Annotated in this window: 19 protein-coding genes; 14 read left to right on the top strand and 5 right to left on the bottom strand. The window is 65.7% G+C overall.

All coding sequences use genetic code 11. The annotated features are described in order from the left end of the window. Positions 1 to 106 precede the first annotated feature (106 nt). From ACTUWL_RS13170 to ACTUWL_RS13145, 6 genes are all read left to right on the top strand, one after another. The gene (locus tag ACTUWL_RS13170; RefSeq protein WP_021080294.1) at positions 107 to 1,060 is read left to right on the top strand and encodes an ABC transporter permease; all 954 of its coding nucleotides are present in this window, start codon (positions 107 to 109) and stop codon (positions 1,058 to 1,060) included. Positions 1,061 to 1,125: 65 nt separating this feature from the next. Continuing rightward, positions 1,126 to 2,013 carry an ABC transporter permease gene (locus ACTUWL_RS13165; protein ID WP_021080295.1) on the top strand — a complete coding sequence of 296 codons (888 nt, stop codon included), beginning with the start codon at positions 1,126 to 1,128 and terminating at the stop codon, positions 2,011 to 2,013. A gap of 189 nt (positions 2,014 to 2,202) precedes the next feature. After that, entirely contained in the window at positions 2,203 to 3,276 is a 1,074-nt protein-coding gene (locus ACTUWL_RS13160) for an ABC transporter ATP-binding protein (RefSeq protein ID WP_035652196.1), read from the top strand. Continuing rightward, on the top strand, positions 3,273 to 3,470 hold the full coding sequence (locus ACTUWL_RS13155) for a hypothetical protein (RefSeq protein WP_021080297.1): 198 nt from the start codon (positions 3,273 to 3,275) through the stop codon (positions 3,468 to 3,470). Before ACTUWL_RS13160 ends, ACTUWL_RS13155 begins: the two co-directional genes overlap by 4 nt. Beyond that, entirely contained in the window at positions 3,467 to 4,879 is a 1,413-nt protein-coding gene (locus tag ACTUWL_RS13150; RefSeq protein ID WP_021080298.1) for an Asp-tRNA(Asn)/Glu-tRNA(Gln) amidotransferase GatCAB subunit A, read from the top strand. Before ACTUWL_RS13155 ends, ACTUWL_RS13150 begins: the two co-directional genes overlap by 4 nt. Next, positions 4,876 to 5,853, top strand: a complete 978-nt coding sequence (locus ACTUWL_RS13145) for an ABC transporter ATP-binding protein (protein WP_021080299.1) — start codon at positions 4,876 to 4,878, stop codon at positions 5,851 to 5,853. Before ACTUWL_RS13150 ends, ACTUWL_RS13145 begins: the two co-directional genes overlap by 4 nt. Here the strand turns inward: ACTUWL_RS13145 and ACTUWL_RS13140 are convergent. After that, positions 5,850 to 6,758, bottom strand: a complete 909-nt coding sequence (locus ACTUWL_RS13140; RefSeq protein WP_021080300.1) for a LysR substrate-binding domain-containing protein — start codon at positions 6,756 to 6,758, stop codon at positions 5,850 to 5,852. The two genes, ACTUWL_RS13145 and ACTUWL_RS13140, sit on opposite strands and share 4 nt — an antisense overlap. A gap of 108 nt (positions 6,759 to 6,866) precedes the next feature. Here ACTUWL_RS13140 and ACTUWL_RS13135 point away from each other — a divergent pair, with 108 nt between their 5' ends. The 5 genes from ACTUWL_RS13135 (at position 6,867) to ACTUWL_RS13115 (ending at position 12,401) form a co-directional block, all read left to right on the top strand. Beyond that, on the top strand, positions 6,867 to 7,229 hold the full coding sequence (locus ACTUWL_RS13135; protein ID WP_021080301.1) for an acyl-CoA thioesterase domain-containing protein: 363 nt from the start codon (positions 6,867 to 6,869) through the stop codon (positions 7,227 to 7,229). A 9-nt stretch (positions 7,230 to 7,238) separates the two neighbouring features. After that, positions 7,239 to 7,661 (top strand): hypothetical protein, encoded by a 423-nt coding sequence (locus ACTUWL_RS13130; RefSeq protein WP_021080302.1) that lies wholly within the window; start codon positions 7,239 to 7,241, stop codon positions 7,659 to 7,661. 148 nt (positions 7,662 to 7,809) lie between these two features. Next, positions 7,810 to 9,561 (top strand): type I secretion system permease/ATPase, encoded by a 1,752-nt coding sequence (locus tag ACTUWL_RS13125; RefSeq protein WP_021080303.1) that lies wholly within the window; start codon positions 7,810 to 7,812, stop codon positions 9,559 to 9,561. A 20-nt stretch (positions 9,562 to 9,581) separates the two neighbouring features. After that, positions 9,582 to 10,892 carry an HlyD family type I secretion periplasmic adaptor subunit gene (locus ACTUWL_RS13120; RefSeq protein WP_199196604.1) on the top strand — a complete coding sequence of 437 codons (1,311 nt, stop codon included), beginning with the start codon at positions 9,582 to 9,584 and terminating at the stop codon, positions 10,890 to 10,892. A 216-nt stretch (positions 10,893 to 11,108) separates the two neighbouring features. Then, a complete protein-coding gene (locus tag ACTUWL_RS13115; protein ID WP_110201936.1) occupies positions 11,109 to 12,401 on the top strand; it encodes an IS4 family transposase in 1,293 nt (430 codons plus the stop codon). Positions 12,402 to 12,426: 25 nt separating this feature from the next. On the opposite strand, the gene ACTUWL_RS13110 is transcribed toward ACTUWL_RS13115, so the two are convergent. Next, positions 12,427 to 12,909, bottom strand: a complete 483-nt coding sequence (locus ACTUWL_RS13110) for a CinA family protein (RefSeq protein ID WP_021081432.1) — start codon at positions 12,907 to 12,909, stop codon at positions 12,427 to 12,429. A gap of 175 nt (positions 12,910 to 13,084) precedes the next feature. Here ACTUWL_RS13110 and ACTUWL_RS13105 point away from each other — a divergent pair, with 175 nt between their 5' ends. The 3 genes from ACTUWL_RS13105 to ACTUWL_RS13095 are packed head-to-tail and all read left to right on the top strand — an operon-like array spanning position 13,085 to position 15,739. After that, positions 13,085 to 14,200, top strand: a complete 1,116-nt coding sequence (locus ACTUWL_RS13105) for an amidohydrolase family protein (protein WP_021081433.1) — start codon at positions 13,085 to 13,087, stop codon at positions 14,198 to 14,200. Positions 14,201 to 14,215: 15 nt separating this feature from the next. Then, positions 14,216 to 15,325, top strand: coding sequence for an amidohydrolase family protein (locus ACTUWL_RS13100; RefSeq protein WP_021081434.1), 1,110 nt, complete (start codon positions 14,216 to 14,218; stop codon positions 15,323 to 15,325). After that, positions 15,326 to 15,739: a Rieske (2Fe-2S) protein gene (locus tag ACTUWL_RS13095; protein WP_016846808.1), complete on the top strand. Its 414-nt coding sequence runs from the start codon at positions 15,326 to 15,328 to the stop codon at positions 15,737 to 15,739. A 185-nt stretch (positions 15,740 to 15,924) separates the two neighbouring features. On the opposite strand, the gene tcuB is transcribed toward ACTUWL_RS13095, so the two are convergent. The 3 genes from tcuB to tcuA form a co-directional block, all read right to left on the bottom strand. Then, entirely contained in the window at positions 15,925 to 17,028 is a 1,104-nt protein-coding gene (gene tcuB / locus ACTUWL_RS13090) for a tricarballylate utilization 4Fe-4S protein TcuB (protein WP_021081435.1), read from the bottom strand. 70 nt (positions 17,029 to 17,098) lie between these two features. Further along, positions 17,099 to 18,127, bottom strand: coding sequence for a 3-hydroxyethyl bacteriochlorophyllide a dehydrogenase (locus ACTUWL_RS13085; protein WP_021081436.1), 1,029 nt, complete (start codon positions 18,125 to 18,127; stop codon positions 17,099 to 17,101). A 163-nt stretch (positions 18,128 to 18,290) separates the two neighbouring features. Further along, on the bottom strand, positions 18,291 to 19,691 hold the full coding sequence (gene tcuA, locus ACTUWL_RS13080; protein ID WP_021081437.1) for an FAD-dependent tricarballylate dehydrogenase TcuA: 1,401 nt from the start codon (positions 19,689 to 19,691) through the stop codon (positions 18,291 to 18,293). Positions 19,692 to 19,720 lie beyond the last annotated feature (29 nt).

Here is a 19,720-nt window from a genome sequence, read left to right as displayed (position 1 = left end):
ACTCCTTATTGTCGTGAACTGACTGTAGCCGCGGACAGAACCCCTCACCCGGCGCGCCTCGCGCGCCACCTTCTCCCACAAAGGGAGAAGGAAGAGAGAACGCAACGTGCTCGCCTATACGTCCAGACGGATCGTCTACGTCATTCCGATCGTGCTCAGCGTGGCGCTGGTGTGCTTCCTCCTGGTGCACATCACGCCCGGCGACCCGCTGGTTGCGGTGCTGCCCGCCGATGCCTCGCAGGAGCTCGCCGCGCAACTGCGCAGCGCCTACGGCTTTGATCGCCCATTGCCCGTGCAATTCGGCCTGTGGCTGTGGCGCGCGATCCATGGCGATCTCGGCAATTCGATTGCGACCGGGCGGCCGGTCCTGTCGGAGGTGATGCGCGCGGTCGGCAACACCGTGATGCTGGCGATCGCGGCCGCGATGATCGGCTTCACGCTCGGCCTGCTGTTCGGCCTGATCGCCGGCTATTTCCGCGACACCTGGGTCGACAAGGTCGCGACCTCGATCGCCATCGCCGGCGTCTCGCTACCGCATTACTGGCTCGGCATGGTGCTGGTCATCATCTTCTCGGTGCAGCTCAACTGGCTGCCCGCGGTCGGCGCCGGGCCCGGCGGCTCCGGAGCCTGGGCGTGGGACTGGGAGCATCTGCGCTATCTGGTGCTGCCTGCGATCACGACTTCAGTGATCCCGATGGGCATCGTCACCCGCACGGTGCGTGCGCTGACCGGCGACATCCTGAGCCAGGATTTCGTCGAAGCGCTCCGCGCCAAGGGCCTGCGCGAGACCGGCGTGTTTCGTCACGTCATCAAGAACGCGGCGCCGACCGCGCTCGCGGTGATGGGACTTCAGCTCGGCTACATGCTCGGCGGCTCGATCCTGATCGAGACCGTGTTCTCCTGGCCGGGTTCTGGCCTGCTCTTGAACTCCGCGATCTTCCAGCGCGATCTGCCGCTGCTGCAGGGCACGATCCTGGTGCTGGCGCTGTTCTTCGTGCTGCTCAATCTCCTGGTCGACATCGCGCAGGCCGCGATCGATCCGCGCATCAAGCGGAGCTAGAGCATGATCCGGAAAAGTGGAGACCGGTTTTCCGCGGAGATCATGCTCCAACCAAGAGGCTTCGCATGAGTGCGATGAGCGATACCGCATTGCAGGCCGCACCCGCGAGCAAGGCGCGCGGCTACTGGGCGACGGTCGGGCGACGGATCAGGCGCGACAAGGTCAGCATGGCCTGCGCCGTCGTCCTGCTGCTGATCTTCGCCTCGGCGCTGCTGGCGCCGTGGCTGCATCTCGCCGATCCCTATCAGGGCTCGATGATCCGGCGCCTGCGCCATATCGGCACGCCGGGCTATCCGCTCGGCACCGACGAACTCGGTCGCGACATGCTGGCGCGCCTGATCTATGGCGGCCGTCTCTCATTGGTGATCGGCATCCTGCCGGTGATCTTCGCCTTTGCGATCGGGACCTCGCTCGGCCTCGTTGCCGGCTATGTCGGCGGCAAGCTCAACACCGCGATCATGCGGACCGTCGACGTGTTCTACGCCTTCCCCTCGGTGCTGCTGGCGATCGCGATCTCGGGCGCGCTCGGAGCCGGCATCACCAATTCGATCGTGTCGCTGACCATCGTGTTCGTGCCGCAGATCACCCGCGTCGCCGAAAGCGTCACCACCGGCGTCCGCAACATGGACTTCGTCGAGGCGGCGCGGGCCTCCGGTGCCGGTCCCTTCACGATCATGCGTGTGCACATGCTCGGCAATGTGCTTGGCCCGATCTTCGTCTACGCCACTGGCTTGATCTCGGTGTCCATGATCCTCGCCGCCGGCCTGTCTTTCCTCGGGCTGGGGACAAAGCCGCCGGAGCCGGAATGGGGCTTGATGCTGAACACGCTGCGCACCGCGATCTATGTCAATCCCTGGGTCGCAGCGCTGCCCGGCGCGATGATCTTCGCGGTCTCGATCTGTTTCAACCTGCTCAGCGACGGCATGCGCAGCGCCATGGACATCAGGAACTAGTGCGATGACCATACTCGCAATCTCTCCCCGCAACGACGGTTCACCTCTCCCCTTGTGGGAGAGGTCAGATCGCATCGTTAGATGCGATCTGGGTGAGGGGTTATACCCTCTCGTGAGACCTAAGGCCCTCACCCGGCGCTACGCGCCGACCTCTGCCCGGTGGGCAGGGGTAATCCCCGCGTGCTCGACATGATCGATACAACCACTCCAATCGACATGCTGGAGCCGGTCGCCGACATCGGCGGCGCCGCGCAGCCACTGCTGCACGTCAACGGGCTGACAAAGCACTTCCCGGTGCGCGGCGGGCTGTTCAGTCCGCGCAAGACCGTGCGCGCCGTCGACGACGTCACGTTCTCGGTCATGAAAGGCGAGACCGTCGGCATCGTGGGCGAGTCCGGCTGCGGCAAATCGACCACGGCACGGCTGCTGATGCATTTGATGACGCGCGATGCCGGCGACATCATCTATGACGGGAGGCAGGTCGGGCCGGCGCTCTCGCTGCGCGATCTGCGGCGCGGCGTGCAGATGGTGTTTCAGGACAGCTACGCGTCGCTCAACCCGCGCCTCACCATCGAGGAGTCGATTGCGTTCGGACCAAAGGTCCATGGCATGGCCGACGACACGGCGCGGACGCTGGCGCGCGAACTGCTCGGCAAGGTCGGATTGCGGCCGGAGATCTTCGCCAATCGCTATCCGCACGAAGTGTCCGGCGGCCAGCGCCAGCGCGTCAACATCGCCCGTGCGCTCGCGCTCTCGCCGCGGCTCGTGATTCTCGATGAGGCGGTCTCCGCGCTCGACAAGTCGGTCGAGGCGCAGGTGCTCAATCTGCTCGCCGATCTGAAGCGCGAATTCGGCCTGACCTATCTGTTCATCAGCCACGATCTCAACGTCGTCCGCTACATCTCTGACCGCGTGCTGGTGATGTATCTCGGCGAGGTCGTCGAGCTCGGCCCGGTCGATGCGGTCTGGGACGCGCCGGCGCATCCCTATACCCGCGCGCTGCTGGCGGCGATGCCGTCATCCGATCCCGACAAGCGCACCGAGGTGCCGCCGATCTCCGGCGATCCGCCCAACCCGATCGATCCGCCGCCGGGTTGCCGGTTTCACACCCGTTGTCCGTTTGCGGAGCCGCTCTGCGCAAACGACACGCCAAAACTCAGCGATCTCGATACAATGGGCCATCAAGCGGCGTGCTACATGGCCATTGCTGGCTCGGGGCACAGCCGCGCGCCGGCAAAAGCAAAAGGAGAAAACGCGGCATGACCAGACCCACGCCAAAAGATGTCAAGGTGATCGCGCACGTTGCCGACGTGCCCGCTGACGACGAGGTCGCCACCCGGATCGCCAATTCGATCGGGCCGGCATTCGACGGCTTCGCACCGATCGCCGGCACGTTGCCGTTCGATCTCGAACCCGCGAGCTTCCTGCTGGCGCAGATCGCAAAGGTGTCGAAATGAGCTCTGATCCGGCCCTGATGACGCTGACCGCGGTTGCCAAGGCGATCGCTGAGAAGAAGGTCTCCTCGCATGAGGTGACGCGCGCCGTGCTGCATCGCATTGCCGAGTGGCAGCCGCGCCTCAACGCCTTCATGGCGATCGAATCCGAGCAGGCGCTCGCCGCTGCCACCGAGGCCGACGCCTCCCTCGCCAGGGGCGACAGCCGTGGCGCGCTGCATGGCGTGCCGCTGGCGCACAAGGACATGTATTACGACGCCGGCAAGGTCGTGACCTGCGGCTCGCTGATCCGCCGCGACTTCGTGCCGAAGACGACCGCGACTGCGTTGCAGCGGCTGAAGGATGCCGGCCAAGTCCGGCTCGGCTCGCTGCAGATGGTCGAGTTCGCCTATGGGCCGACTGGTCATAACGTGCATTACGGCCCGGTGCGCAATCCCTGGAACACCGAGCACATCACCGGCGGTTCGTCGTCGGGTTCGGGCTCGGCGGTCGCCGCGCGGCTGACCTTCGCCGCGCTCGGCTCCGACACCGGCGGTTCGGTGCGGATGCCTGCGCATTTCTGCGGTGTTACCGGCCTGAAGACCACCGTCGGCCGCGTCAGCCGCGCCGGCGCGATGCCGCTGTCGCAGTCGCTCGATACCGTCGGTCCCCTGGCGCAGACCGCGGAGGATTGCGCGCTGCTGCTTGGCCTGATGGCCGGTGCCGATCCCGAAGATCTCACCGCGTCGACGCAGCCGGTGCCGGACTATTTGGCTGCGACCAGGCAGTCGCTGAAGGGTCTCAAGATCGGCGTGCCGACGGCCTTCTACGTCGATGACCTCAATCCCGAGGTGGCACGCGTCCTCGACGAGACGGTTGCCACCCTCAAGAAGGAAGGTGCCGAGATCGTCACGGTCGAGCTGCCGGATCAGCGTCAGCTCAGCGGGGCGTCGCAACTGGTGCTCGCGGCCGAGGCCGCCGCCTTCCACAAGCGCTGGATGATCGAGCGGCCGCAGGATTACGGCGCGCAGGTGCTGATGCGGCTGCAGAACGGCCTGACCATTCCCGCCGTCACCTATCTCGAGGCGATGCGCTGGCGCGGGCCCGCGCTCGCCGCGCACAATGCGGCGGTCACCGGGATCGATGCTGTCATCGCGCCGTCCTCGCCGGTGCCGGCGCCGACAATCGCCGAGAGCGATGTCGGTAACGGTCCGGGTGCGGAGGCGGTGATCCAGCGGCTGACGCGGTTCACCCGCCCGGTCAACTATCTCGGCCTGCCGTCGCTCTCGATTCCCTCCGGCTTCACCAGGACGGGTCTGCCGGTCGGCATGCAGCTGATCGGCCGCTCCTTCGAGGAGGCGACGCTGCTCCGGATCGGCGCTGCTTTCCAGCGCGCGACCGATTTCCACGCCAGGGTACCCAAGCTCGCATGACCAATCTCGTCGAGATCAACAACCTCAACATCCGTTTCACCGGCGATCGCACGGTCCATGCCGTGAATGATCTCAGCCTGTCGCTCGGCGAGGGCGAGGTGTTGGGGCTGCTAGGCGAGTCCGGGTCGGGCAAGAGCGTGACCTTGCGCGCGCTGATGCGGCTGCTGCCGCGAAAGCGCACGCAGATCTCCGGCAGCGTCAAGGTGCTGGGCCGGGAGGTGCTGGCGATGGACGACGAGGCGCTGTCCGCATTCCGCGGCCAGACCGTCTCGATGATCTTCCAGGAGCCGGCGCTGGCGCTCGATCCGGTCTACACCATCGGGCGCCAGATCGCCGAGACGGTGATGCGGCACGAGGGCAAGAGCGAGCGCGAGGCCACGGCCCGTGCGCTTGAGATGCTCGAAGTGGTGCGGATCCCCTCGGCGAAGCGGCGGCTGGAGTCCTATCCGCACGAGATGTCGGGCGGCATGCGTCAGCGTGCGATGATCGCGCTGGCGCTGGCCTGCAAGCCGAAGATCCTGCTTGCGGACGAGCCGACCACCGCGCTCGATGCCACGGTGCAGATACAGATCCTGTTGCTGCTGCGCGAGTTGCAGCGCGAGTTCGGGATGTCGGTTATCTTCGTCACCCACGACATCGGCGTTGCGATCGAGATCTGTGACCGGGTCGCGGTGATGTATGCCGGGCAGATCGTGGAGCAGGGCGCCTTGCGCGAGATCGTGCGCACGCCGGTGCATCCCTATGCCAACGGGTTGCTGGCCTCGACCATTCACGGCGCGATGCGCGGCCAGCGGCTCGAGACCATCCCGGGCACGCCGCCCTCGCTCGACCACGCACCGGCGAGCTGCTCGTTTGCGCCGCGGTGCAAGTTCGCCGAACCGCGCTGCAGTGAAAGCCTGCCGCCGAACGTGCAAGTCGCGCCCGGCCACCAGGCACGCTGCGTCCTGGCAGAGCCTGTACCCGCCACGGTCTAGCTCGCGCGCGCCACCGCATCGGCGATCCAGCGCCGCACCGCCGCAATGCGGCGATCGCGGGCCTGCTCGGTGCGGGAGACCAGATAGATCGTCTCGCTGTGCGTGGGCTCGAACGCGAATGGCGCTACCAGCTTCTTGCCGAAGCCCGGCCGCGCCTTGATCAGGGGCGCCAACGCCAGTGCCACGCCGAGCCCATGCTCGGCGGCTTCCAGCACCGCCGGCACGCTGTCGAGCCAAAGATGCCCGCGCGGGGCGAGGTGAGGCAAACCGGCCTCCTTCAGCCAGGCCGGCCACGCCCGCGGTTGCGTCGTGACGTGGATCAGCACCTCGCGCGACAGGTCCGCCGGGCTGCGCAGCCCGGCCTTGACCAGCGCCGGCGTGCAGACCGGCAATCCCCTGACCTGGACCAGCGGCTCGACCCTCAGCCCGGCGGCATGTTCCCGGCCGTAGCGGATCGCGACGTCGACGCGGGAGCCGTTGAAGTCGGCATATTGATGGGTGGCCTCGATCCGCAGCGTCAGTTGCGGATGGCGCCGCTTGAACTCCGGCAGCGCCGGCAGCAGCACCGCGCCGGTGAAGAACGGCAGTGAGCTGATCCACAGTTCCCCGCCGCTCTCGCCGCGCTGCCGCAGCATGTCGCGGCTCGCCTCGTCCAGCATTGCCAGCGCCGCCGACACCTTTGCGAGGTAGCGTTCGCCGTCCGCGGTCAGCCGCACCGAGCGCGCGCCGCGGACGAACAGCCTGGTGCCGAACTGTTGTTCCAGCCCGCGGATCTGGTGGCTGATCGCCGACGGGCTCAGCGACAGGTCGCGGGCGGCGCGGCGGAAGCTGAGCTGCGTCGCGGCGCGCTCGAAGGCGAGCAGCGCCGCAAGCGGCGGGATGACCCGCGGATCCGGGGCATCCAATGGATGAATCCTGTTCACCTCGAGTGATGAATGGCCTTTTGTCATGGCCGCTATTCTTGGATCAGATCGGCCGAACGCTCAATCCCGCTCACCTCAGGACCATTCGCCTTGGCCATCTTCGAACCTGCAGCCACGCCGCATCACTGGAGGCCCGCCGCGCTGGCGGCCGGGCCGTTTGCTGGCCTTCAGGGCGGCGCGGTCGCAAGCCTCCTGACTGCCGAGGTCGAGGCCATCGCCAATGCGCGCAACTGGGGCGTCGCGATCTCGGCGTCGGCCTGGTTCCTGCGGCCGACACCGATGGCGGAGTTGCGCACGCATGTCACCGTGGTGACCGAAGGCGGCCGGGTCAGCGTCGTCGACAACACACTCTGGCCGGCGGGGGAGCCGCAGCCTTGCGCGACCGTGCGGGTGACGCTGTCGCGCGAACGTGCGGCCGAGGTCCCCGGTTTTCAGGCCGGCGCGGCCGACTAGATCGATCCGATGCGCTTTCCGCTGCGCCGCCCGCACGCCGTCCACGGCCGCAGCTGGTTCATGGACGCGATGGAAGCCCGCGCCGGCGGCGACGTCGCCTGGTTCCGCATGCATCACGACGTGATTGCGGATGCCGGCCCGCTCGCACGCGTGCTCGGTCCGGCCGACTGGACCCATGGCATCGCGCGCCCGGTGCAGAACGTGGTGGCCGATCCCAATCCGAACCTCACAGTGCAGCTGTTCAGGCCGCCGCGGGGCGCGTGGATCGGTGTTCGTGCCGAGGCCCGCTGGCGCCCGGAGGCCGGGCTCGGCGTCGGCAGCGGGGTGCTGCTCGATGTCGATGGCGAGATCGGCCGGGTCTCGATGTCGGTCGTTCTCGTGCCCTTTCCGAGAAGCGCGTCCGCCGCAAGCCCGGGTTCCGCGGCCGGTTAACCCTGTTTATTCCGTCAACTGTCTGTGGGATCACAAAAATAGCCCGCGAACCGTGCTTTGGTCGGCGCGACTTGAAATGGACGGTGGTCGCAAACGCCTGTACAACGTGGTGATCACGTAACTCTTTCGTTTTGCAGAGATCTTTTTTATGGCAGCCGCGCCCGCTGTCCGGCGTTCCGAACTGGCTGAGGCGCTGCGCGCATGCCGCAGTGCCTTCATCGGCGTCGGCCTCATCAGCTGCATGATCAACCTGCTGTATCTGACAGGTTCGATGTTCATGCTGCAGGTCTACGACCGGGTGCTGCCGAGTCGCAGCGTGCCGACCCTGGTCGGCCTCGTCGTCATCGCGGCCGTGCTCTACATCGCCCAGGGCGTGCTCGATCTGTTGCGCGGGCGGATCCTCGGCCGCGTCGGCACCTCGCTCGACGAAGCGCTCAATGCGCGGGTGTTCGACACCATCGTGCGGTTGCCGCTGATAGCCGGCAATCGCAGCGAGGGTCTGCAGCCGCTGCGCGACCTCGACAATGTGCGCTCCTTCCTCGGCAGCATGGGTCCAGGTGCGTTCTTCGATCTGCCCTGGCTGCCGTTCTACATGCTGATCTGCTTCGCGTTCCACTGGCTGCTCGGCGTCACGGCGCTGGTCGGCGCCATCATCCTGGTGACGCTGACGCTGATCACCGAATACATGTCGCGCACGCCGGCCAGGGAGGCGATGTCGCTCGCGTCGCGGCGCAACGATCTCGCCGTCTCCAGCCGCCGCAACGCCGAAGTGCTGGTGGCGATGGGCATGGCCGGGCGGATGAACAAGCGCTGGAACGAGGCCAACGAGGAGTATCTGTCCGGCAACCAGCGTGCCAGCGACGTCACCGGCGGGCTCGGTGCGGTCGCGAAGGTGCTGCGCATGATGCTGCAGTCGGCCGTGCTCGCGGTCGGTGCCTATCTCGTGATCCACCAGGAGGCCACCGGCGGCATCATCATTGCCGGCTCGATCCTGAGCGCGCGGGCGCTGGCGCCGGTCGATCTCGCGATCGCGCATTGGAAGAGCTTCGTCGCCGCGCGGCAGAGCTGGCAGCGCCTCAACCGCCTGCTGCAGCAGATTCCGGCGCGGCCGGAGCAGACCCTGCTGCAGGCGCCGAAGAAGAAACTCGCGGTCGAGGCGGTGACCATGGTCGCGCCGGGCGACCAGCGCCCCATCGTGCAGGACGTCAGCTTCGCCGTCGAAGCCGGCAGCGGCGTCGGCGTGATCGGCCCGAGCGGGTCCGGCAAGTCGTCGCTGATCCGGGCGCTGGTCGGCGTCTGGGTGCCGGCACGCGGCAAGGTGCGGCTCGACGGCGCCGCGCTCGATCAATGGTCGTCGGACGAGCTCGGCCGCCATGTCGGCTATCTGCCGCAGGACGTCGAACTGTTCGCCGGCAGCGTCGCGCAGAACATCTGCCGGTTCGATCCCGACGCCAAGTCCGACGGCATCATCGCGGCGGCCAAGGAGGCCGGCGTGCATGAGATGATCATCAAGATGCGCGAGGGCTACGATACCCAGGTCGGCGAGCAGGGCACCGCGCTCTCCGCCGGCCAGGCGCAGCGCGTCGCGCTGGCGCGCGCGCTCTACGGCAATCCGTTCCTGATCGTGCTGGACGAGCCGAACTCCAACCTCGACAGCGAAGGCGACGAGGCGCTGACCCGCGCGGTGCGCGGCGCCCGCGAGCGCGGCGCCATCGTCATCGTGGTCGCGCACCGGCCGATCGGCATCGAGGGGGTCGACCAGCTGCTGGTGCTGAAGGACGGCCGCATGCAGACCTTCGGCCCGAAGGAAACCGTGCTGGCGCAGGTGCTTCAGCGCGCCGCGCCGCCGGTGCCGACGCCGATCAAGATCGTCGCCGATGCCGGGGCGGCCAAGTCATGAGCGACCGCACGAGCGCCCGCATGACCGATCAACCGCGCAATGCACATGCTTCGATCAGGAAGCACCTCGTGGTCGGCCTCGCCGTGGTGCTGGTGCTGGGCGGTGGTGTCGGCGGCTGGGCGGCGACGGTGCCGATCTCGGGCGCGCTGATCGCGCCGGGCTCGGTGGTGGTCGATACCAACGTCAAGAAGGTGCAGCATCCGACCGGCGGCGTCGTCGGCGAAATCCTGGCGCGCGACGGCGACACGGTCAAGGCGGGCGACGTCGTCGTGCGCCTCGACGAGACTGTCGTCAAGGCGAGCCTTGCGATCGTGGTCAAGACGCTGAACGGCCTCTACGCGCGCGCGGCCCGGCTCCAGGCCGAACAGCAAGGCCTCGACAAGATCGCGTTTCCGCCGCAGCTCACCGAGCAGGCCAGGGATCCCGACGTTCGCGATATCATGGCGAGCGAGACCAAGCTGTTCGAGGTGCGGGTCAACGGCCGCACCGGCCAGAAGGCGCAGTTGCGCGAGCGGGTCACCCAGCTCAACGAGGAGATCTCCGGCCTGCAGGCGCAGGAGGCTGCCAAGGACAAGGAGATCGCGCTGGTGCAGCAGGAGCTGGTCGGCGTCCGCCAGCTCTACGAGCAGCATCTGGTGCAGCTCACCCGCCTGACCACGCTGGAGCGCGACGCGGCGCGGCTCTCCGGCGAGCGCGCGCAGTACATCGCCTCGCGCGCCCAGGCCAAGGGCAAGATCACCGAGACCGAGCTGCAGATCATCCAGGTCGACAAGGACATGCTGTCGGAGGTCTCGAAGGACCTGCGCGAGACCAACGACAAGATCGGCGAGTTCGTCGAGCGCAAGGTGACCGCCGAGGATCAGCTCCGTCGTATCGAGATCCGCGCGCCGCAGGATGGCGTGGTGCTGCAGTCGACCGTCCACACCGTCGGCGGCGTCATCACCGCGGGCGATGCCATCATGATGATCGTGCCGAGGGCCGACGACCTGTCGGTCGAGGCCAAGGTCAATCCGCAGGACATCGACAAGCTTCAGGTCGGACAGAAGACCGTGCTACGGCTCTCCGCCTTCAACCAGCGCACCACGCCGGAGTTGAATGGCGTCGTCACCCGCGTCTCCGCCGACGTCAACACCGATCAGCGCACCGGGCAGAGCTACTACACGATCCGCGTCTCGATGCCGCCGGAGGAAGTCGCGCGCCTCGGCAGCGAGGTCAAGATCATCCCCGGCATGCCGGTGGAAGCCTTCGTCCAGACCGGCGACCGCACCATGCTGTCGTATCTGATGAAGCCGTTGCACGACCAGTTCATGCGCTCGTTCCGCGAGAAGTAGGGTTTTCGCGAATATCCCCACCCGTCGTCCCGGCTTTCGCCCTAGGGCATGCACACATCTAGTTGGGTGGGGATTCCCGAATCGGTATTTCGTGTGATTCATATTGCGGCACTTCGGCTTTGGCGGAGGTGTCGACATGCTGGCGCAAATTGACTGGTCATTAGGTCGGTTCGGGGATCTCCGCCTCGATAAAGGGGGGCGGCGCTCGTCGAATGCATGGTCGCGGGCAAGGATGTCTGCCTGCGACGGCTGGCAGGAGGCATGCGTGCCCGGGAGGTGCGCTTCAACCGCTTTCTCGGCAATGCCAAGGTGACGACGACGCGGATAATCGAAAGCTGGAGCGATGGTACGGTAATGGCGGCCGAAGGCCGCCATGTGCTGGCGATCCAGGATACCAGCGAGATCAATTTTGCCACCAAGGCACAAAACCGGCGTGGCTTGGGCGAGATCGGTCATGGCAACACCCGCGGGGTGTTGCTGCACCCGATGCTGGCCGCAGACGCGGAAAGCGGCTGCTGCCTTGGCCTGTTGCACGGCGAGATCTGGACCCGCCAGGGCCGCCGCACCGTCTCGCACGACAATCGCGATCTGAAGGACAAAGAATCGCAACGCTGGATCGCGACCGCTCTGGCAGCCAAGCCGCTGTTGGCGAAGGCTGCGATGGTGACCATGCTGGGCGACCGCGAGAGCGACATCTTCGCGCTCTACGCCTGCGCCGCAGAACACCAGTTCCACGTCATTGCCCGGAGCATGCATGATCGCAAGCTGGCGGATGGCTGTGGCCTGTATGCGGCCAGCGAGGCCATGACCAGCATCGAACAACGGACCATCGTATTGCCTGCGCGAGCACAACGGCCTGAGCGGGCTGCGCTTCTCGATCTGCGCTTCGGCGCCGTCGAACTGGCCCGACCGCAAACCAAGTTCCTGCGCCATCTGCCGAAAAGCCTACCCTTGATCCTGGTCGATGTGCGCGAGATCGAGCCGCAGGCCGGGATCGAGCCGCTGCACTGGCGGCTGCTCACCACGCATCCGGTGACGAATGCAGAAGAGGCCTGGCGCATTATCGAATGGTACAAGCGGCGGTGGCTGATCGAGCAGTTCTTCCGCATCTTGAAGACACAAGGCCTCAAGCTCGAAGACAGTCAGATCGGGACCGCCGAGCGGCTTCTCAAGCTGGTCGCGATCGCGGCCAAGGCGGCAGTCATCTCCCTTCAGCTTGTGCAGGCGCGCGATGGTCGCGACAACCAGTCTGTCCGAATTGCCTTCAATGCTGGGGAAGTCGCTACACTTGCCGCCCTCAATCGCAACCTCGAAGCCCAAAGCAAGCGGCTGAGAAACCCGCACCCGCCTGACAGCCTCGCTTGGGCCGCCTGGATTATCGGCCGGCTCGGCGGCTGGGACGGCTATCCATCGTCCAAACCGCCGGGCCCCATCACTATGAAACACGGCCTGCAATACTTCCACGCCGCAGCCGCTGGATGGTCCCTCAGAGATCTGTGCATGCCCTAGGGCTTTCGCCGGGACGACGGGGAATTTATTGCGACAAATTCCTCAACAACAACTCCAGCGCCGCCTTCGCGAACGCCTGCATGTTGGCCTGCCGGTCGCTGCTTCCGGTCTCCAATGTGATCACCTGCTGCCTGGAACCTGCGACCGCCATGCAGCTGTAGCCGGCGGCATCGCCGTAGCGGTTCCCGGTCGGGCCGGCGGCGCCGGTCTCCGACAAGCCCCAATCGGTCGACAGCCGTTCGCGGATCTGGCGCGCAAGCAGCTGCGCATAGGGTTCAGACGACGAGCGGAGCCCGCGCATTGCGTCGTCCGGAATATCCATCAACGCGCGCCGCGCATCGCGGGTGTAGATCACACCGCCGCCGAGGAAGTAGGCCGACGCGCCCGGTACTGCGAGCAGCGATGCCGAGATCAGCCCGCCGGTGGATGATTCCGCAACCGCAATCGTCTGCTTGTTCGCGATCAGTTTGGCGGCGACCTGTTCAGCGATGGATGTGAGTGCGTTCATCGGCGCTCTTTCTCGTTGCTTGCCATGAAATTCCTGGAGGGCGTTCTGCCTTCCTAGCACATCACATCGGTCCCTGCCGAGTTGCGGATCGCGGCCCGGCCTGCTTGAATATCGGACAATAATCAAGCTGTGCCTCACAAGGTGTTGTGAGCGTGCGCGGAGCCGAGGAAACACCATGACGTCGCCGATCGCGGGCGGCGTGGATTGCGATCTGCATCCCGCCGTGCCTCATCTCACCAGCCTGCTGCCGTATTTGAACGACTACTGGCGCGACCAGGTGACGACGCGCGGCATGACCGACCTGATCTCGCAATCCTACCCGACCAATTCGCCGATCTCGTCGCGGCCGGACTGGCGGCCCGCACAAGGCAAGCCGGGCTCGAGCCTCGCCGACATGCAGCACCAGGCACTCGACAGGTTCGGCACGGCCTACGGAATCTGCAATCCGCTCTACGGCGTGCAGATGGTGTTCTCCGAGGACATGGCCGATGCGTTCTGCCGTGCGCTGAACGACTGGCTGGTCAAGGAATGGCTCGACAAGGACGATCGCCTGCGCGGCTCGATCGTGATCCCCGTGCAGAGCATCGAGAAGGCGGTCGCCGAGATCGAGCGCTGTGCGCAGGACAAGCGTTTCGTGCAGGTGCTGATGCTCGTGATGGGCGACATGCCGCTCGGCAAGCGCCACTACTGGCCGATCTACGCCGCGGCCGAGCGACTTGGCCTGCCGATCGGCATCCATGCCGGCAGTGCCTATCATAACCCGCCGAGCTCGGTCGGCTGGGGCTCCTACCACATCGAGGACTATGTCGCGCAGGCGCAGGCGTTCCAGACCCAGCTCACCAGCTTGATCGTCGAGGGTGTGTTCGCGCGCCACCCGAAGCTGAAGATGGTGATGCTGGAATCCGGCTTCACCTGGCTGCCGCCGTTCCTGTGGCGGCTACACAAATTCTGGCGCGGCGTGCGCATGGAAACGCCGTGGGTCGACCGGCCGCCGCTGGAGATTGTGCGTAGCAACATCCGCTTCTCGCTGCAACCGGTCGATGCTCCGCCGGAACCTGAGACGCTGAATCGGCTGTTCGACCATATGCAGTCGGACGAATTGCTCCTATTCTCATCAGACTACCCGCACTGGCAATTCGACGGTGACGAGGTGCTGCCGCCGGGGTTGTCGCCCGACCTGGTCCGCAAGATCATAATCGACAATCCGCATGCGACCTATCCGCGCCTGAAGGTGGCGCATGATACCGAAAAGCGGCCCCCGGTTTTCGGACAAGATCATGCCCAGAACTGACAAGGAGACGACGCGATGAACATCCAGATTCGGGAACGCCCGGAAGCCGCATCGTCCACCGGCATCAAGACCGCGATCGCGGATTGTGACATCCATCCGGCACGCGCGACCAAGGACGAGTTGTATCCTTATCTGGCCAAGCGCTGGCACGCGCATCTCGAAACCTTCGGCATCCAGGCCTATCAGGGCATGATGGAAGGGCCGCCCTATCCGAAGGCGCAACCGAACGCGTCGCGCCGCGATGCCTATCCGCCGGAAGGCGGCCCGCAGGGCTCGTCGCTGTCCTTCATGCAGAAGCAGCATCTCGATCCCAACAATGTCGCGCTCGGCGTGCTCAACCCGCTCGCCACCGGACAGGGACTCCGCAACCAGGATCTCGCCGGCGCGGTCTGCGCGGCGATCAACGACTGGCAGATCGAGAAATGGACCAGCAAGGACTCCCGGCTGAAGGGCTCGGTCGTCGTCGCCAATGAGGATGGCGCCTCGGCCGCGGCCGAGATCCGCAAGCGCGCCGGCGACAGCAATTTCGTCCAGGTGCTGCTGCTGAGCCGCAATGTCGAGCCGCTCGGCCAGCGCCGCTACTGGCCGATCTATGAGGCGGCCCAGGAAGTGGGTCTCCCGATCGGCGTGCATGCCTTCGGCTTCGGCGGCAACCCGATCACCGCCTCGGGCTGGCCAAGCCACTACATCGAGGAGATGGTCGGCCATTCGCAGTGCCAGCAGACCGCGCTGGCGAGCCTCGTGCTCGAAGGCGTGTTCGAACGCTTCCCGAACCTGAAGATGGTGATGGTCGAGGCCGGCTTCGGCTGGGCGCCGTCGCTGGCGTGGCGGCTCGACAAGGTGTTCGCGCGGCTGCACAGCGAGGTGCCGCATTTGAAACGCAAGCCGTCGGAGTATATCCGCGATCACATCTGGTGGACGACGCAGCCGATGGAGGACCCGGAGAGCCGCGACCATCTATTCCAGACCATCGAGTGGATCGGCTGGGACAAGCTGTTGTTCGCGACCGACTACCCGCATTGGGATTACGACGAGCCGTCGCGCGTGCTGCCGGCCGGCGTCAGCGACGCCAACCGGCAAGCGTTCTATCTCGACAATGCGAAGCAGCTTTACGGTATCTCATAGATGGCGCGTCATGTGATTGCCCCGGTGGACGAACTGCCGCCGGGTTCGCGAAAGTTCCTCGAGATCGACGGGCGGCCGATCGCCGTCTTCAACGTCAAGGGTGAGTTCTTCGGCCTGTTGAACCGCTGCCCGCACCAAGGTGCGGCGCTATGCGAAGGGCCGCTGATCGGGCTCGCGTCGTCCTCCGATCCGGGCGAGATCGAGTATACAAAACTCGGCGAGATTCTGCGGTGCCCCTGGCACGGCTGGGAGTTCGATATCCGCACCGGCCAGTCCTATTGTGATCCGCGCCGCTTCCGCGTGCGCGCCTATCCTGTCAGTGTCGAGCCGGGCACCAATGTGGTGAAGGGCCCGTATGTCGCCGAGACCATCAAGGTTGCGGTGGAAAGCGACTACGTGGTGGTCGACCTGTAGCTAATCGTCATTCCGGGGCGCCGCGAAGCGGTGAGCCCGGAATCCATTTTTCCGGTTGTTTGTGTGGCCTGATGGATTCCGGGCTCACGCCATCCAAGTCGGCTGTTGCCGACTTGGACACTTAACATCTGCCGAACTCGGGTAAACCCGAGTTCGGGCGGCGTGCCCCGGAATGACGGGAGAAGTCACTCCGCCATCATCCGCCGTTCCCGGGCATAGCGCACCAGCGCGACGAAGCGGTAGATGCCGTGAACGAATTTGCCGTAGGGCATGGTGATGAACAGCGCGAATACCACGCCGAGATGCAGCGCCAGCAGCGGGCCCATCGCGGCGGTCTCACGCCACAGCAGCAAGGCGAGGCCGCTGATGCTGGTCAGGAACAGCATCAGGATAAACGCGCTGTCCATGCCCTTGGCCTGCTCGTCGACCAGCACGCGGTCGCGCTTCCATTTCTCCGACAAGAGTCCAATGGGCCCGACCACGAGGCCGATGCCACCGAGCGTGCCGAGCACCACCGGCAGGTCCCACCACGCATAGGGCGCCTCGCGCGCGAAAAGGTAGTGGTAGAGCGTGCCGACGCAGGTCGCGGCGAAGCACAGCGCGAAGCCGTAGAAAGTGAAGTGGTGATACAGCTTGCGGCGGTCGGTCGGATGGTCGTCCTCGTTGAAGCAGCCGACGCCGCCGCCGTCGAGATAACGTAGCTCGCCGGCGTCGCGGACTGCCTGCAACAGCGATTTCGTATCCGTCGTCATGCCGACCGGTTCGCCGATATCGCGCCAGAACGCGCGCACGCCCATCGCCAGCGCCAGGATCGCGTACAGCAAAGCGAGGCCGAACAGCAGCGCCATGGCGTTGTGCGGCATCAGTTTGTAGAACGCGCCGGGGCCGGTGTGGATGCCGGTGAGCACGCCGCGGTCGTTGAGCGCGGCGAAGCCGAAGATGAAGGCCGCGACGCTGAGCGCCGCGATCAAGCTGATGACGAGGCCGTTGCGGGCGAACGCGCCGGAGAACGCGCGCGGCCAGGCATAGGCAGCGTAGGACTCGGCGCGTGCCACCGCCAGCGTCTTCGGCACGTTGACGTTGAATTCATGCGGCGGCGAGAACTGGCAATCGGTGTAGCAGGCGCCGCAGGAATGGCAGAGATTGGCGAGGTAGTTGAGGTCGCCGTCGGAGAAGGCGCGGCGCATCTCCATCGCAGGAAACACCGCGCACAGCCCCTCGCAATAGCGGCAGGAATTGCACACCGTCATCAAACGGTCGGCTTCCTGCAATGTCCTCGTCCCGTGCATCGCGTGTTGCTCTTTGTTTGACGCGTTTTCCTGACGCGAACCGGTGTCCACTTCGCTTGAAAACGCTATGTTACTTCTTGGTCAGCCCTTTGCCTTCCAGCCATGTCTGGATCAGGCCGGCGACCTCGGCATTGTTCTTGTCCATCATCATCATGTGCGAATTGCCCTTGATCCCGACCTTGGGCAGGTCGACCACATCCGCGCTGCCGCCGGCGGCGCTGATGGCGTCGGCGAAGGCACCACCGGTGGCGCGGATCTTGGGCCAGCGCGAATCCCGCTCGATGTAATCGCCATAGACCATCAGCGTCGGGATGTTCTTCAACGCGTCGACCTTGGCGGGATCGCCGACGCCGGCCGGCTCGATCGCGATCAGCGCCTTGACCTTGTCGGGCCGCGCCTGTGCAACTTTGAAGCCGAATGTGCCGGCCTGGCTGTGGAACAGGATGATGCAGGGGCCGACGCGATCGATCTCGGCGATGTAGGCCGCGATGGTCGCGTCATCGGTCGTGGTCCAGCGCGGCACGTTCTGCTTGACGAAATTCTCGTAGCCCGCGTTCGGGAACTGGCTGCCTGGCATCAGCTTGCGCTTGGCGGGATCCGGATCATAGGAGTCGGGGCCGTCGCCGATCCGAAACCGCTGGAACGGATTCGACGTGGTGAGGAACACCGGCTCGCCCTTGAAGATATCGGGGTATTGCGCCCAGCCGGCGCGGCCGCGCTCGACCGCGTCCGAATTGTAGACGCTCCAGCCCTTGCGCAGGAAATAGTTCAGCCAGCCCTCGCGGCCGTCCGGCGTCGTCTCATAGGTGACGCCGGTCAGTCCGCCGCCATGCCACAGCAGCAGCGGATAGGCGCCTTTTTCGTTTTGCGGCAGGAAGTACTGCACGTACATCTGCTCGACCTGGTAGGTGCCGTTCGGATCGACTTTTGCGGGCACTCCGCCGGGCGTGAAGGTGACGTCCTTGACCGGCTTGCCGCTGATTTCGACGAGACGGCCGCCGACGTGGAACGAGCCCATGTCGCGCAGCGCGATCGGCTCGGCGGCGTAGGTCGCGGCCGATGCCATCAGGGTAACCGCAGCGATTGCAAGCCGTGACATGTGTCCTCCGATCTTCCCCTTCTGCCCGCGTGCGGGCGGAAGGTCGGGATGAGAGGGGCTCTCCCAGCACCGCGCTCTTGGAGACTCCCCCTCACCCGTATCGCATCTTCGATGCGATACGACCTCTCCCCGCAAGCGGGGCGAGGTAAGCAAGGTGCGAGACTTAGTTCCGCGCATTCTTCGCCGCTTCCCGGCCGGCGACGCGGCCGAACACGCTGCCGATGGTCATGCCGATGCCGGCGGCGTAGCCCTTGCCGAGCACGTTGCCGGCCATGATCTCGCCGGCCGCGAACATGTTGGCGGACGGCTTGCCGTCCTGCATCAGCATGCGCGCCTGCTTGTTCACGCGGGTGCCGAGATAGGTGAAGGTAATGCCGGGCCGCACCGGATAGGCGAGATAGGGCGGCGTCTCGATCTTGCGCGCCCAATGCGTCTTGGCCGGCGTGATGCCTTCGGTACGGCAGTCGTCGAGGATGGTGTGATCGAAGGTGCCAGGCTGCACCGCGGCGTTGAATTCGGTGATGGTCTTTTCCAGCGCGGCGGCGTCGAGTTTGAGCTTGCCGGCGAGCTCGGCGATGGTCGCGCCCGCGATCGGCGGAAACAGCGTCGGCATGAAGCTGGTCACCACGGTCGAGTCGAAAATGATGTAGGCGATCTGGTCCGGTTGCGCTGCGACCAGGCGGCCCCAGATCGCATAGCGCTTCGGCCAGATGTCCTCACCTTCGTCGTAGAAACGCTCGGCATGCTTGTTGACGACGATGCCGAACACCACCGAGTCGTGGCGCGTGATGATGCCGCCGTCGAACTTCGGCGCGCGGGCGTCGATCGCAACCGCATGGCACTGCGTCGGATCGCCGATCTCCTGCACGCCCTTGGCCAGCAGCATCTTGAGGATCGTGCCGCGATTATACGGCGTGCCGCGGATCAGGAAATTGTCGGCGGCCTCGCCCCAATATTGCTTCAGCCATTCGATGTTGGCCTCGAAGCCGCCGGCGGCCGCGACCAGCGTCGAGGCGCGCACTTCGGTCCTGCCACCGACCGGCTGCTTCAGCTGCGCCGAGAGGAACATGCCGTGCTCGATATTCAGATCGATCACCTCGGCATTGTAGAGGATGTCGACGCCGAGCTCCTCGGCGGTGCGATAGAGCGCGTTCAGCATCGCGCGGCCGCCGCCGAGGAAGAACGAGTTGGTGCGGCCGAGGCTGAGCGTTCCGCCGAGCGAGGGCTGCCAACGTACGCCCTGCTCGACGATCCAGTTCAGGATGTCCTTGGACTCGTGGATCATGAAGCGGGCCAGTTCCTCGTCGGTCTGGCCGCCGGTCACCAGCAGCAAATCCTTCCAGAACTCCTCTTCGGTGTAGGGACCGGTGAGGATCTCGGTCGCCGCGTCATGGGCGCAGCGCATGTTGCGGGTGTGGCGGGTGTTGCCGCCGCGGTAGAATTTCGGGGCGCCTTCCAGCACGAGCACCGAGGCGCCGGCGCGCCGTGCGCTGATCGCAGCGCAAAGGGCGGCGTTGCCGCCGCCGATCACCAGCACGTCGAACCTGCGTGTCAGATCAACCATGCGTTCTTGTGATCGTTGTTGGCATGGAA

This window comes from Bradyrhizobium sp. WCU1, from assembly GCF_053474805.1.
The sequence above is the reverse complement of the archived record's forward strand: the minus strand, read 5'-3'. Positions and strand labels throughout refer to the sequence as shown.

Excerpts from the sequence above, each read along its gene's own strand:
- ACTUWL_RS13120 (WP_199196604.1), top strand. The coding sequence starts at position 9,582 with ATGACCGATCAACCGCGCAATGCACATGCTTCGATCAGGAAGCACCTC.
- ACTUWL_RS13110 (WP_021081432.1), bottom strand. The coding sequence starts at position 12,909 with ATGAACGCACTCACATCCATCGCTGAACAGGTCGCCGCCAAACTGATC.
- ACTUWL_RS13105 (WP_021081433.1), top strand. The coding sequence starts at position 13,085 with ATGACGTCGCCGATCGCGGGCGGCGTGGATTGCGATCTGCATCCCGCC.
- tcuA (WP_021081437.1), bottom strand. The coding sequence starts at position 19,691 with ATGGTTGATCTGACACGCAGGTTCGACGTGCTGGTGATCGGCGGCGGC.
- ACTUWL_RS13145 (WP_021080299.1), top strand. The coding sequence starts at position 4,876 with ATGACCAATCTCGTCGAGATCAACAACCTCAACATCCGTTTCACCGGC.
- ACTUWL_RS13100 (WP_021081434.1), top strand. The coding sequence starts at position 14,216 with ATGAACATCCAGATTCGGGAACGCCCGGAAGCCGCATCGTCCACCGGC.
- tcuB (WP_021081435.1), bottom strand. The coding sequence starts at position 17,028 with ATGCACGGGACGAGGACATTGCAGGAAGCCGACCGTTTGATGACGGTG.
- ACTUWL_RS13115 (WP_110201936.1), top strand. The coding sequence starts at position 11,109 with ATGGTCGCGGGCAAGGATGTCTGCCTGCGACGGCTGGCAGGAGGCATG.
- ACTUWL_RS13125 (WP_021080303.1), top strand. The coding sequence starts at position 7,810 with ATGGCAGCCGCGCCCGCTGTCCGGCGTTCCGAACTGGCTGAGGCGCTG.
- ACTUWL_RS13160 (WP_035652196.1), top strand. The coding sequence starts at position 2,203 with ATGATCGATACAACCACTCCAATCGACATGCTGGAGCCGGTCGCCGAC.
- ACTUWL_RS13095 (WP_016846808.1), top strand. The coding sequence starts at position 15,326 with ATGGCGCGTCATGTGATTGCCCCGGTGGACGAACTGCCGCCGGGTTCG.
- ACTUWL_RS13085 (WP_021081436.1), bottom strand. The coding sequence starts at position 18,127 with ATGTCACGGCTTGCAATCGCTGCGGTTACCCTGATGGCATCGGCCGCG.
- ACTUWL_RS13155 (WP_021080297.1), top strand. The coding sequence starts at position 3,273 with ATGACCAGACCCACGCCAAAAGATGTCAAGGTGATCGCGCACGTTGCC.
- ACTUWL_RS13165 (WP_021080295.1), top strand. The coding sequence starts at position 1,126 with ATGAGTGCGATGAGCGATACCGCATTGCAGGCCGCACCCGCGAGCAAG.
- ACTUWL_RS13150 (WP_021080298.1), top strand. The coding sequence starts at position 3,467 with ATGAGCTCTGATCCGGCCCTGATGACGCTGACCGCGGTTGCCAAGGCG.
- ACTUWL_RS13130 (WP_021080302.1), top strand. The coding sequence starts at position 7,239 with ATGCGCTTTCCGCTGCGCCGCCCGCACGCCGTCCACGGCCGCAGCTGG.